This window comes from Amycolatopsis sp. NPDC051102 (assembly GCF_040682815.1).
GTDB lineage: Bacteria > Actinomycetota > Actinomycetes > Mycobacteriales > Pseudonocardiaceae > Amycolatopsis.
The window spans coordinates 349,708-362,304 of the sequence record NZ_JBFBBT010000006.1 but is presented as its reverse complement, the minus strand read 5'-3'; the positions used below and the strand labels follow the sequence as shown (position 1 = coordinate 362,304).

General features: G+C 72.0%; 13 protein-coding genes. 8 read left to right on the top strand and 5 right to left on the bottom strand.

Annotation, left to right across the window (positions count from 1 at the left end):
• Positions 1 to 34 precede the first annotated feature (34 nt).
• The 6 genes from AB0M93_RS20690 (at position 35) to AB0M93_RS20665 (ending at position 6,605) form a co-directional block, all read left to right on the top strand.
• Positions 35 to 1,537 carry a cellulase family glycosylhydrolase gene (locus AB0M93_RS20690; protein WP_364275711.1) on the top strand — a complete coding sequence of 501 codons (1,503 nt, stop codon included), beginning with the start codon at positions 35 to 37 and terminating at the stop codon, positions 1,535 to 1,537.
• Between the two features lie 91 nt (positions 1,538 to 1,628).
• The gene (locus tag AB0M93_RS20685) at positions 1,629 to 2,438 is read left to right on the top strand and encodes a serine hydrolase (protein WP_364275709.1); all 810 of its coding nucleotides are present in this window, start codon (positions 1,629 to 1,631) and stop codon (positions 2,436 to 2,438) included.
• A gap of 216 nt (positions 2,439 to 2,654) precedes the next feature.
• Positions 2,655 to 3,788, top strand: a complete 1,134-nt coding sequence (locus AB0M93_RS20680) for a thioester domain-containing protein (protein WP_364275707.1) — start codon at positions 2,655 to 2,657, stop codon at positions 3,786 to 3,788.
• Positions 3,789 to 3,994: 206 nt separating this feature from the next.
• Positions 3,995 to 4,822 (top strand): AraC family transcriptional regulator, encoded by an 828-nt coding sequence (locus AB0M93_RS20675; protein WP_364275809.1) that lies wholly within the window; start codon positions 3,995 to 3,997, stop codon positions 4,820 to 4,822.
• A gap of 78 nt (positions 4,823 to 4,900) precedes the next feature.
• Positions 4,901 to 5,734, top strand: coding sequence for a carbohydrate-binding protein (locus AB0M93_RS20670; protein ID WP_364275705.1), 834 nt, complete (start codon positions 4,901 to 4,903; stop codon positions 5,732 to 5,734).
• A 124-nt stretch (positions 5,735 to 5,858) separates the two neighbouring features.
• Positions 5,859 to 6,605 carry an alpha/beta fold hydrolase gene (locus AB0M93_RS20665; protein WP_364275703.1) on the top strand — a complete coding sequence of 249 codons (747 nt, stop codon included), beginning with the start codon at positions 5,859 to 5,861 and terminating at the stop codon, positions 6,603 to 6,605.
• A 49-nt stretch (positions 6,606 to 6,654) separates the two neighbouring features.
• On the opposite strand, the gene AB0M93_RS20660 is transcribed toward AB0M93_RS20665, so the two are convergent.
• Entirely contained in the window at positions 6,655 to 7,671 is a 1,017-nt protein-coding gene (locus AB0M93_RS20660) for a glycoside hydrolase family 19 protein (RefSeq protein ID WP_364275808.1), read from the bottom strand.
• Positions 7,672 to 8,062: 391 nt separating this feature from the next.
• Complete coding sequence (locus AB0M93_RS20655; protein ID WP_364275701.1) at positions 8,063 to 8,311, bottom strand: hypothetical protein; 249 nt, start codon at positions 8,309 to 8,311, stop codon at positions 8,063 to 8,065.
• A gap of 313 nt (positions 8,312 to 8,624) precedes the next feature.
• Between AB0M93_RS20655 and AB0M93_RS20650 the strand changes: the two genes are divergently transcribed.
• Positions 8,625 to 8,801 (top strand): zf-HC2 domain-containing protein, encoded by a 177-nt coding sequence (locus tag AB0M93_RS20650; RefSeq protein ID WP_364275700.1) that lies wholly within the window; start codon positions 8,625 to 8,627, stop codon positions 8,799 to 8,801.
• A gap of 35 nt (positions 8,802 to 8,836) precedes the next feature.
• On the opposite strand, the gene AB0M93_RS20645 is transcribed toward AB0M93_RS20650, so the two are convergent.
• Positions 8,837 to 9,784 (bottom strand): AsnC family transcriptional regulator, encoded by a 948-nt coding sequence (locus tag AB0M93_RS20645; RefSeq protein WP_364275698.1) that lies wholly within the window; start codon positions 9,782 to 9,784, stop codon positions 8,837 to 8,839.
• A 108-nt stretch (positions 9,785 to 9,892) separates the two neighbouring features.
• Between AB0M93_RS20645 and AB0M93_RS20640 the strand changes: the two genes are divergently transcribed.
• The gene (locus AB0M93_RS20640; protein WP_364275696.1) at positions 9,893 to 11,236 is read left to right on the top strand and encodes an MFS transporter; all 1,344 of its coding nucleotides are present in this window, start codon (positions 9,893 to 9,895) and stop codon (positions 11,234 to 11,236) included.
• On the opposite strand, the gene AB0M93_RS20635 is transcribed toward AB0M93_RS20640, so the two are convergent.
• On the bottom strand, positions 11,214 to 11,621 hold the full coding sequence (locus AB0M93_RS20635; protein ID WP_364261497.1) for a hypothetical protein: 408 nt from the start codon (positions 11,619 to 11,621) through the stop codon (positions 11,214 to 11,216). The two genes, AB0M93_RS20640 and AB0M93_RS20635, sit on opposite strands and share 23 nt — an antisense overlap.
• A 44-nt stretch (positions 11,622 to 11,665) precedes the next feature.
• Positions 11,666 to 12,535 (bottom strand): oxidoreductase, encoded by an 870-nt coding sequence (locus AB0M93_RS20630; RefSeq protein WP_364275694.1) that lies wholly within the window; start codon positions 12,533 to 12,535, stop codon positions 11,666 to 11,668.
• Positions 12,536 to 12,597: the final 62 nt, after the last annotated feature.

Here is a 12,597-nt window from a genome sequence, read left to right as displayed (position 1 = left end):
GCCGATGTGGGCAAGAGCCGGAAAACGTCCTGCCGTGCTTGCGGTTGCGGGTCTCGCCGCCGCGGCCGCGTGCGTCGTCACGTCGACGACGGCCGTGTCGGCGGCGAATGAACCGAGCGCGGCCGCCGGGGCGTTCGCGTGCAAGGTCACCTATGCGGCCAACGACTGGGGAAGCGGTTTCAGCGCCACCGTCGGGATCGCGAACGTCGGGTCGTCGGCCGCGAACGGCTGGACTCTGACGTACTCCTACACCGGGAACCAGACCCTGCAGCAGGGCTGGTCGGGCACCTGGACGCAGTCCGGCAAAACGGTCACCGTGGCCAACGCGAGCTGGAACGGCACCATCCCGGCCGGCGGCTCGGTGAGCACCGGCGCCAATTTCTCCTACAGCGGCACCAACACCACACCGGCGGACTTCGCCGTCAACGGCGCCGCGTGCACCGGCACCCCACCGACCACAGTCACGACCCCCAGCACGAAACCCACGACCCCGACCACCACGACGCCGCCGCCGCCCGGGCCGGCGCCCGCGCTGCACGTGTCGGGCAACAAGCTGCTGACCGCCGACGGGAAGACCTACCGGCTGCTGGGCGTCAACCGCTCCAGCGGCGAGTTCGCCTGCGTGCAGGGCAAGGGGATGTGGGACAGCGGCCCGGTCGACCAGGCTTCGGTCGACGCGATGAAGGCGTGGAACATCCACGCGGTGCGGATCCCGCTGAACGAGGACTGCTGGCTCGGCCTGTCCGGCTCGCCCAGCGGTCCCGCCTACCAGCAGGCCGTCAAGGACTACGCGAAACTGCTGGAGGCGAACGGGATCAACCCGATCCTCGACCTGCACTGGACGCACGGCGCGTACACCGGCAACTCCTCGGCCTGCACCGACGTCAACGCGACCTGCCAGAAGCCGATGCCCGACCGGCAGTACGCCCCGGCGTTCTGGACCCAGGTGGCGACGGCGTTCAAGGGGGACGACGCCGTGGTGTTCGACTTGTTCAACGAGCCGTACCCGGACGCGGCCGCCGGCTGGTCCGACGCGGCCGCTGCGTGGAAGTGCCTGCGCGACGGCGGCACCTGCACCGGGATCGGCTACGCCGTCGCGGGGATGCAGGAACTGGTGGACGCCGTCCGCGCCACCGGTGCCACCAACGTGGTGATGACGGCCGGCCTGACCTGGACCAACGACCTGACCCAGTGGCTGGCCTACCGCCCGGCCGACCCCGCGGGCAACGTGGTGGCGTCCTGGCACTCCTACAACTTCAACGCGTGCGTCACGGTGTCCTGCTGGGACAGTCAGATCGGGACGGTCGCCGCGCAGGTTCCGGTGCAGGCCGGCGAAATCGGCCAGAACAGCTGCGCGCACGACTACGTCGACCAGGTGCTGGCGTGGCTGGACGCGCACAACCTCGGGTACACCGCGTGGACGTGGAACCCGTGGGGCTGCAGCGGCGGCAACGTGCTGATCGAGGACTACGCGGGCACGCCGACGAAGACCTACGGCGAGGGCTTCAAGGCCCACCTGCTGACCGTCAACCCGTGAGGCGAGCCGGCTGACCCGGGTGCGGCGAGTGCCTGCTCGCCGCACCCGTGCCAGTCTTCGGGTGGAACAGCCACTCGGACCGGGAGACCTCATGGGCAAGCTCGTGCTCGCCGCGCTGCTGGCGGCGCTCGCGCTGGCACCGCCGTCGAGCCCCGGGCCGGGTGACCCGTTCGGCCCGGACCTGCGGGCGCGGATCGCGCGGGCGCAGGCCTACGCCGACAGCCGGCCGGGCGTGACCGGGATCGTGCTGCGGGACCGGTGGACCGGCGCCGTCTACCGCAGCCGGGCGGCCGGGACGCTGATCTGGGCGTGTTCGACGCCGAAGCTGGCCATGGCCGTCGACCTGCTGCTGCGCCAGGACGCCGGTGCGGTCGTGCTGACCGCCGGGGACCGCGACCTGATGCACCGGATGCTGCACTCCAGCGACGACGACGCCGCCCACGCGCTGTGGACCCGCTACGGCGGCGAGGCGCAGTTCGCCGCGCGGTTCCCCGCGTACGGGCTGACCGACATGCGGTTCAGCGACCGCCACCCGCACCACTGGGGCTGGATCCGCACCACGGCGGACGACCTGGACCGCCTGATCGGCTACGTCCTGACGCGCCTGCCCCCGCAGCACCGCGATTACCTCGTCCGGGAGCTGCGGACGGTCGACGTCAACCAGCAGTGGGGCGTCTGGGGTGCCGGGGCGGCCGCGCAGCCGGGGAACAAGAACGGCTGGTCCGACGACAACGACGATGGTTCGTGGATCATGAACTCGGTCGGTTTCGCGGGTCCGCAGGAGCGCTACACCCTCGCCCTGATGAACGACACCCAGGTCGTCGCGGACGGCGAAGCGACCGGTCGCGAGACGACCACCCGGATCGCCGGAATCCTGTTCGACGGGTATTTCGGACGCTGACATCGGTGCCCCGTTCTGCGGGATTCCGGGCGAATCCGTATTTGGAGGGGCACCCTGCGTAGCGTCTGTGGAGTCTGTGTAAGCTCCGGTGTCGCTTGACCGGGTGATCACTCACCCGAATCAGTGGCCGCCGTGGTCGGGGATTGTGATCTCACGCGGCCCTAACGGCGTGGTTCGGGCTCGGATAGGAGATTTATGCAGGTCAGGTCAGCTCTCGTGCGTGGCGGGATCGCGGTGCTCGCCGCGGCCGCCGCAGTCATGGTCGGTGCTCCCGCGGCCCTCGCGGACGACGGTGCCGCTCGCGGCCGGGTCGACGAAAACGCGGGCACGGTCGGCTACCGGATCAACCTCGACGGCGGTGGTGACTACATCACCAAGCTGTTCGGCTTCAAGCTGTCGGACGGCAAGTCGCTCAAGCTCTACTGCGTGCAGATCACCGTCGGCCTGCGTGCCGACGTGGACATGGTCGAACAGCCGTGGAACGCCTACCCGGGCGCGAACTCGCCGTTCAAGAAGAACAGCGACAAGATCAACTGGGTGCTCCACCACGGCTACCCGGGCGTCAAGCTGGACGCGATCGAAGACGCCCTCGGCAAGCAGGGCGTCAAGGCGCACGACGGCATCTCCGAGCGCGAGGCGATCGCCGCGACGCAGGCCGCGGTGTGGCACTTCAGCGACGGCGTGAACCTCAACCTCCAGAAGCCGCTGGCCGAGAACAACCCGGCCGAGGCCAACGCGGACGTCGCCGCGCTGTACAGCTACCTGATCGGCGACCAGAACAAGGGCATCGGCGCGCAGCCGAAGCCGACGCTGAACATCGCGTCGCCGAAGGGTGACGGCAAGGCCGGCACCAAGATCGGCCCGTTCGAGGTCGCCACCTCCGGTGACGTCACGTCGCTGACCACCGAGCTGCCCGACGGCGTCAAGGTCACCGACGCCGACGGCAAGGAGCTGAAGACCGCGGACGTCAAGGACGGCAGCAAGCTGTTCGTCGACGTCCCGGCCGCGACGAAGCCGGGCAACGGCTCGTTCTCGCTGAAGGTCACCGGCGAGCTGGACACCGGTCGCCTGTTCGTCTCCGAGAACTACGCGAAGCAGCCGGCGCAGTCGCTGATCGTCGCCGACTCGGAGAAGACCCAGGTGGCCGCGAAGGCGACCACGGCCTGGACCGAGGCCGGTGCCGTCCCGAGCACCACCCCCGCGCCGACCACCCCCGGTGGCGCTCCCTCCGGTGGCGGCGAGCTGGCCAACACCGGTGTCGACGCCGCGGTTCCGTTCACCGTCGGCGGCCTGCTGCTCGGCGGCGGCGCGCTGATGCTGCTGCTGAACCGGCGCCGCAGCCGCGCGTAAGCAGTACTGAAGCAACTCCGCGAACCGGGGCCGGTCCACAGTGGACCGACCCCGGTTTTTCGCGTCCGGCACCCGACGATCGGATTGCGATCTTCGGGGCAAAAGCGGCGAACCGCACAGGAATTGGTCTAGACTTTTCGGCCATGCGCGGTACGACCGTTCCGCCCGGTACGCCCTGCCTGCCGCCCCGGGCGGGGGAACTGCCGATGCACCGCCTGGAGGTGCCGGCCCCGCACGCACCGCCGTTCGCCGTCGGCACCTTCGACGCGCTCGGGCCGCTGGCGCGCGCGGAGTTCCCGCACCGGCACACGTTCCACGAGCTCGTCCACGTCACCGGCGGCACCGGCGCGCACGTCGTCGACAGCGCGCGCTGGCCGCTGCGGCCGCCGCACCTCGGCGTCATCACGCCCGGCCAGGTGCACCAGTGGGCAGGCGTGCGGGGCCTCACCGGCCACGTCGTGCTGTTCACCGACGACTTCCTCCTCGACCACCCGGCCGACCGTGAGCTCCTGCGGCGGCTGGGCGAACGGCCGTGGCTGCGCCTGGACGACCACGCGGACGCCGGCGTCACGCGGCTGATCGCCGAGCTGGAGGACGAGCACCGCCGCGGCGGCGACGGCGCCGAGTCGGTGCTGCGGGCCCTGGTCCACGTCCTGGTCGTGCGGGCGGGCCGGCTGCTGGGCACGCCGCCGCCCACGCCCGCCGGCGCGGTGGCGGCGGAGTTCGTCCGGCTCGCCGGCCGCCCGGGGCCGGGCCCGTGGTCGGTCACCGAGCACGCCGAACGCCTCGGCGTCACCCCCGGGCACCTGACCGAGGCGGTGAAGGCCGCGACCGGCCGCACGGCCGCGCAGCTGCTGCGGGAGGCCCGGACCCGGGAGGCCCAGCGGTTCCTGCTCCGGACCGACCTCACGGTCCGGCAGGTCGCCAGCCGCGTCGGGTTCGCCGACCCGGCCTACTTCTGCCGGTTCTTCCGCCGGGAGACCGGGCTCAGCCCCGGCGACTTCCGCCGCGGCGGGGAGAAGCACCACGACTGACCGGTCCAGTCCATCGTCGGCCACCGGGTGCGCTGCCTACGTTCGAGGGGATCCCCGACCTCCCCACGAGGAGCAGGCATGGACGAAGAAACCAAGCTCAGCCGCAAGACGGTGCTGAAGGCCGCGCTCGCCGCGGGCGTCGCCGCGCCGGTCGCGTTGTTCGGCGGCCCGGCGCTCGCCCGCACGAACGCCGCCGGCGGCTCCGCACCGGAACTGACCCCGTCGTGCCACGACGACGACGAACCGACGATCGAGCAGACCGAGGGGCCGTACTTCAAGCCGAACTCGCCCGAACGGACCAACCTGGTCACGCCGGGCACCCAGGGCACGCGGCTGACCGTGACCGGCTACGTCTTCGGCCGTGCCTGCCTGCCGGTGAACCGCGCGCTGCTGGACTTCTGGCAGGCGGACGTCAACGGCGCGTACGACAACACCGGCTACACCTTCCGCGGCCACCAGTACACGAACGCCCAGGGCGCGTTCACGCTGTCGACGATCGTGCCGGGGCTCTACCCGGGCCGGACCCGGCACATCCACGTGAAGGTCCAGGCCCCCGGCCGGCCGATCCTGACCACGCAGCTCTACTTCCCCGGCGAGCCGCGCAACAACACCGACACGATCTTCGACGCGCGGCTCCTGATGACCGTGCGGGACAACGGTTCCGCGAAGGAAGCCGCGTTCGACTTCGTGCTCGACGTGCCGCAGACGCCGACGTCGGCCCCGCCGACGTCGACGACGACCGGCGCGCCGACCTCGACGCCGCCCGGGGACACGTCCTGGGCGGCGGGCACCGCCTACGCGGCGGGCGCCCGGGTCACCTACGGCGGCCTCGCCTACGTATGCCTGCAGGCGCACACCGCCCAGCCCGGATGGGAACCTCCGGCCGTTCCGGCGCTGTGGCGGGCGGCGTGAGTCGGTCCGCCTGAGGAGGGAGGGAGAACCGGCAGGCCCCGGCCGCATCCCGGGGCCTGCCGCTCACCCGGACTGTGCACCTTAGGGGTCGACGCCGGCCCGGCGGCCTGCCAGATTGGGGGCCATGACGATTTCCCTCGACGCTTCGCAGTGGGTCCGGCGATTCCACGCGGCGCCGTCGGCCGCCGCGCGGCTCGTGTGTTTCCCGCACGCCGGGGGATCGGCGAGCTACTTCCACCCGGTTTCCGCGGCGCTGGCGCCCGCGGTCGAGGTGCTGGCCGTGCAGTACCCGGGCCGCCAGGACCGGCACACCGAAGCCCCGGTGGACGACCTGTTCGTGCTCGCCGACCGGCTGGCGGACGTGCTCGCGGCGGAAACCGCCGGGCCGGTCGCGTTCTTCGGCCACAGCATGGGCGCCAGCCTGGCCTTCGAGGTCGCGCGGCGGCTCGAAACGCGGGGCACGCGGCTGCAGGCCCTGTTCGTCTCCGGCCGTCGCGCGCCTTCGGCGGTCCGCGACGAGCGGGTCCACGAAAAGGGCGACGACGCGCTGCTGGCCGAGGTCAAGCGGCTCGGCGGCACGGACACGGCGGTGCTGGACGACGAAGACATCCGCGGCCTGGTGCTGCCGGCGCTGCGCAGCGACTACAAGGCGGCGGAGCTCTACCGCTACCGTCCCGGCCCGGACGTCAGCTGCCCGATCGTGGCGCTGATCGGCGACAGCGACCCGAAGGTCACCGAAGCCGAGACGCGCCCGTGGGCCGAGCGCACGTCCGGGGCGTTCGAGCTGAAGACGTACCCGGGCGGCCACTTCTACCTCAACGACCACGCCGGGGCGGTCATCCGGCTGATCGGCGACCGGCTCGCCGGCTGAGCAAGCGGGCGGGGTGCGCCGCGATCCGGCGCACCCCGCCCGCGTCACCTCAGCAGTAGAGGTTCGCGCCGGGGTCGACGCCGAGGATCGAGCTGATCTGGCGGTACTTCGAGACGCGGCTCTCGACCTGCGCCGGGTTGCCGCCGTTGCACTCGATCGAGCCGTTGATGCTGCGGATGGTTTCGCCGAACCCGCGGCCGTTGACCATCGCGTTGTGCGGGGTCATCGTGCCGGGGCCGGTCTGGGTGTTCCAGTACCAGAGCCCGGTCTTCCACGCGACGGCCGAGTTCTGCTCGACCTGCCAGGGGTTGCCGAGCAGGTCGATGCCCAGTGCGTCACCGGCGGCCTTGTAGTTGAAGTTCCAGCTCAGCTGGATGGGGCCGCGGCCGTAGTAGGCGGACTGGCCGGCGGGGCAGCCGTAGGACTGGCTCCAGTCGCAGTAGTGCGGGTAGTTGGCGGTGTTCTGCTCGACGATGTAGACGAGCCCGCCGGTTTCGTGGTCGACGTTGGCCAGGAAGGCCGCGGCTTCCTGCTTCTTCACCGTGTCGCTGCCGGTGGTGGCGAAGCCCGGGTACGCCGAGAGGGCCGCGGTGAGGCCGCTGTAGGTGTAGAAGGAGTTCCGGCCCGGGAACATCTGGTTGAACTGCGCTTCGCTGACCACGAACGCGCCGGGGTTGCCGGGGTCGGTGCCGCCGCCGCAGCTGTAGGGCTCCCAGTACCAGGTGCTGATCACGGGGTCGTAGCCCGGGTTGGCGTTCTTGGCGCGGTAGTAGCCGCCGTCGGTGTACCGGACGATGGCGCCGACGTCGTACCACTGGCCCGCCACCCAGTTCGGGTAGCTGCAGGTGCCGGGGTCCGTGCCGCCGCAGCTGTAGGGCTCCCAGTACCAGGTGCTGATGACCGGGTCGTAGCCCGGGTTGGCGTTCTTGGCGCGGTAGTAGCCGCCGTTGGTGTACCGCACGACCGCGCCGACGTCGTACCACTGACCGGCGACCCAGTTCGGCGCGCTGCACGCGGCGGCGGCGGCCTGCGGGGCGTGCCCGGTGACGGCGGGCCCGCCGAACACGAGCCCGGCTACGGCGGCGACAGCGGACAGGACCGCGACAAGACGTCTTCTCAAGATTCGCTCACTCCTTCGGCCACGACGGAATCCGGGCGCGCGAGGCGCCCGGTGTCGGGTGTGGGGGGTGCTCATCCGGCCGAGACGAACGTGACAACGGTCACTAGAGCAGATTGGTCTAGTCCAGTCAAGAATGCCGGGGGTGAGGGGCAACGGTTCTGCGCGAACGTCCCCTCGGCTCGTGGGTGCGCGTTTCGCGGGCGAGCCGGCGTGGCAGCAGATGGGTTCGGGCTGCCGGGTTCCCGCCCGGCGCGGATCTTGCCGGGCCGGCTCGGTTTCGCCACGGTGCGGGGCGGACGACACGGTGCGGAAGCAGCCGCGCGGCCCGCCCGGTCCGTCACCGCGCTTGCGGAATCCGCACCTGCGTGGCCGGGGCGACGTGCAGGATGCGCTGCAGCCTGGCCCGGCTCAGCCGGTGGAGCATCTCCCCGAGCTCCTCCGGCGCGATGCTCTCTTCGAGGTCGATCCGCGTCGTCCGGACGACGCGATCGATCTCCGAGGCGGGAAGCCGCCCCGCGAACTCCCCGGCCAGCCACACCCCGACCTCGTCCACGACGTCGTCCGCCCGGTGGCTCCGTACGGTCATCGCTCTCCTCGTTTCGGATCGCCTTGTTGCCCAGGTCGAAGCCGGAAAATCCCGGCCCGACGCAGGTCCGACGAGCGAGTGCGGGAGCCATGACGCCGAATCGGCGAAGTCGGTCGCACAAAAGCTCACGGTGATCGAACCGGTGAGATCCGTGACCGCCACCGTCACTCACATGGGCTGTTCGCCATCCGAAGTTGTCGGCCGTTCGGGTAGAAATCCGCGGAACCTTCCCGCTCGCGCGCCCGGCTCAGGACCCTGGAGACGTCCGACAGAGCGGGCGTTCCTCGCGGGACGCGGAACGGAGACGCGATCCATGGGCCGGTACGACCGGACCGACCTCGGGGCGTACAGCCTGGGGTTGCTCGACGCGGCCGACGCGGCCCGGGTGGAGCGGCACCTGGCGGCGTGCCCGGACTGCCGCCAGGAGGTCCGGGAGTTCGAAGCCGTCCGCGGCATGCTGGACCACCTGGTCGAAGTCAAGTCCACTTAGGACCGCCGGCGGCCCGCCCGGGGTGACCGGCCGGCTCACCGGGAAGCCGCCGCCTTCACGGTCCGCAGCACCGGCGCCGTCTCCAGCGTCCGGATGGCGTCGAGCGCGCCCAGCCGGTGGGTCAGGTAGTGGTGCAGCGCCGCCGCGTCCGGGCAGAGCGCCTGCGCCACCAGGTTGGCCGGGCCCGTCGTGTGCGCGACGATCGCCAGTTCCGGGTGCTTCGCCAGCGTCTTCGCCACGCGGTCGAGGTGGGCCGGCGCCACCGCCATCCAGAGCAGCGCCTGCGTCGTCGCGCCCAGCAGCGCCGGGTCGATCTCCAGGTCGAAGAACACCGTCCGGCCGGCCTGGAGGTCGGCCAGCCGGCGCGCGACGGTCGCCGCCGACCAGCCCGTGGCCGTCGCCAGCTCGGCCAGCCCCGTCCGGCCGTCGCGCTGCAGTGCCGCCATCAGTGCGGCATCGTCGCCGGTCAGCGGCTTGCCCGGGCCCGCGTACACCGGGGTGAGGGCCGCGATCTGTGCCGCGTCGAGCGAGTTCGCGCGGCCGAGCCAGGCGGCCGGGCCGCCGAAGTAGCGGTGCAGCAGCTGGTGCGCCGACACCGCCGTGACGCTCGCCGTGCGCGGGATGTCCCGCAGCAGCAGGGAGTGGTCGCTCGCGGCCGGCGTCTGCACGTTCACGCAGATCTCCGTGCCGCCGGACATGAGCTTGATCCACGCCGTGTCGGCGCGGCGCGCGAGCGCCTGGGCGAGGTCCTGCGCGGTGTGCGGGGTCGCGGTCAGGCGGACCATCCACTCGGCCTGCCCGGCACGCTGCGGGTCCGGCAGGCCGACGACGCGAAGCGACGCCTCCGCGCGAAGCCGGCGGTAGCGCCGCGCCACCGTCTGCGTCGAGACGCCGAGGACGTCGCCGATCTTCGTGAACGGCGCCCGCCCGTCGATGTGCAGCGCGTGGATCAGTGCGCGATCGACGTCGTCCAGCGTGGTCATATCTCTCATTAGAGCGCACAAGACGGAAGAAATCCGCTACCTGATGCCGCTGGCTGGAACGAGAGGTGATCACGCCGTCAAGGTGGGCGCCGAACGAAAGGAGCCCCCGTGCCCACCATCACGCGTTACCGGCGGCGCTGGGCCGCGCTGGCCGTGCTGCTCGTCGCCGAAGCGATGAACCTGCTCGACGCGACGATCGTCCAGGTCGCCGGCCCCGCGATCCACGCCGAACTCCCCGGCCCGGCCGCCGACGTCCCGTGGTTCAGCGCGGCCTACACGCTGCCGTTCGCCGCCTTCCTCATCACCGGCGGCCGGCTCGGCGACATCCTCGGCCGGGCCAGGGTCTTCCGCATCGGCGTGGCGGGCTTCGTGCTCGCGTCGCTGGCCTGCGCGGCCGCCCCGGGCGCCGGGCTGCTGATCGGGGCGCGCGCGGTCCAGGGCGCGGCGGCCGCGCTGATCATCCCGCAGACCATCGGCCTGATCCGTGCCCTCTTCGACGGCGACGAGCGCGCGAAGGCCCTCGGCACCATCGGGCCGGTGATGGGCCTGTCCGCGGTCACCGGGCCGCTGGTCGGCGGCCTGCTGACGCAGTCGGTGTCGTGGCGGGCGGCGTTCCTGGTGAACGTCCCGCTCGGGCTCGCGGTGCTCTTCGCCGGGCGCCTGCTGCGAGAGGACCGGGCCGCCACCCGGCCCCGGCTCGACCTGGCCGGCACGGCACTCGTCGTCGCCGGCGCCGGCCTGCTCGTCTACCCGCTGATCGACCCGGCCGGGACGAACTGGGCCCTGCTCGCGGCCGGTGCCGCACTGCTGGTGGTGTTCGGCTTCCAGCAGCGCCGCGCGGCGGCGCCGCTGGTCGAGCCGAGCCTGTTCGCCCACCGCGGGTTCCCGGCCGCGCTGGCCGGGTCGCTGCTGTTCTTCGCGGTGATGACGGGCCTGATGCAGGTCGTGCCGATGCAGCTGCAGCTCGGCCTCGGCGCCGACGTCCGCACCGCGGGCCTGACGCTCCTGCCGCTCTCGGCCGGCCTCGCGGTGTCGTCGTACTTCGCCGGCGCCCGCCTGGTGCCGAAGTTCGGCGCACGCGTGATGTTCGCCGGCCTCGCCCTGCTGACGGCGGGCATCCTCGCCGCCCTCGGCTTCGGGGTGGGCGCGTACCCGTGGGCGCTGGGGCTGTGCGGGCTCGGGATGGGGACGTTCACGGTGCCGTTCTTCACGGCCGCCCTGGACCGGGTCAGCCCGCCCGAGACGGGCTCGGCCGCCGGCCTGCTCAACGCGGTGCAGCAGCTCGGCGGCACCCTGGGCGTCGCCCTGCTCGGCGGCCTCTACCTGGGCACCGGTTCGGCGGCCACGGCGCTCGGCTCGGGTGCCGTGCTGGCCGTGGCCGCCGCGGTGGCCGTGGTGCCGCTCACCAGCCGTCGGGGGCCGGGGCGTCTCAGTAGTCGTCGCGGCCGGTGAACTGCTGCTCCAGCAGCTCGGCCGCGCCGGCGACCAGCTCGAGGGGGTCGACGAACTCGTTGATGTCGAGGTTGATCAGCGGCAGCGAGTGGCGGAGGACGACGTGCTCGCCCATCACCGCGATCCCGCCGACCACGATCGCCTCGCCGACCTCGGTCAGCACCTCGAGGAGGTCGACCTCCTCGTGCCGGGCGAACGGCGTGGCGATCTGGACCCAGTCCTCGCGCTGGTCGAGGATCTCGCGCGCGATCACGACGATCTGCGCCCGCTGCTCGGTGTCGGGATCGTCGCCGAACACCAGGCGGATGCGCAGCTCGTCGGGCTCGTCGCGCACCACCCGGTACGCCTGCCTGATGTAAGCGACCAGATCGCCCCACTCCGCCACGCTCGACTCCGTCCTCGTGCCTGTCCGAGCGCCCAGCGTAGCGATCAGGCCGTGCCGATCCGCTCGAGATCGGCGAGAACGTCCGCGGGCAGTTCGAGCTCGGCGGCGGCGAGGTTCTCGCGCAGGTGCTCCGGCGACGACGTCCCCGGGATCAGCAGCATCGACGGCGACCGCTGCAGCAGCCAGGCCAGCGCGACCTGCATCGGCGTGGCACCGACCCGGGCGGCGCAGTCGTCGAGCAGCCCCGACTGCAGCGGGCTGAACCCGCCGAGCGGGAAGTACGGCACGAAGGCGATCCCTTCGGCGGCGCACTTGTCCACCAGGTCGTCGCTTTCGCGGTGCGCGAGGTTGTACTGGTTCTGGACGCACACCACCGGCGCGATCGCCTTCGCTTCGTCGAGCTGCCCGGCGGTGACGTGGCTGACGCCGAGGTGCCGGATGAGCCCCTGCTCCCGCAGGTCCGCGAGCACACCGAACGGTTCGGCGAGCGACATCGCCACGGGGTAGCCGCCCGAGGCGTCGCTGAGCCGCAGGTTGACGACGTCGAGCGCGTCGACGCCGAGGTTCCGCAGGTTGTCGTGCACGGCCTGGGTGAGCTCCTCGGCCGACAGGGCGGCCGGCCAGCCCTTGTCGGCACTCCGCCGCGCCCCCACCTTCGTGACGATGACGAGCGAGTCCGGGTAGGGGTGGAGCGCCTCCTTGATCAGGGCGTTCACGGTGTGCGGGCCGTAGTAGTCGCTGGTGTCGAGGTGGGTGACACCGCGTTCGACGGCCTCCCGCAGCACGGCGACGGCGGTGTCGTGGTCCCGCGGCGGCCCCCACACCCCGGGCCCGGCCAGTTGCATGGCGCCGTAACCCATCCGGGTCACGGGAAGTTCGCCGCCGAGGGAGTACGTGCCGCCGAGGTTCGCCATGCTGCTCCTTGCTCCGGGGTGCCTCCGCGAAAGTCTAGGGGCGGTGGCCCGGGTGTTCGCGC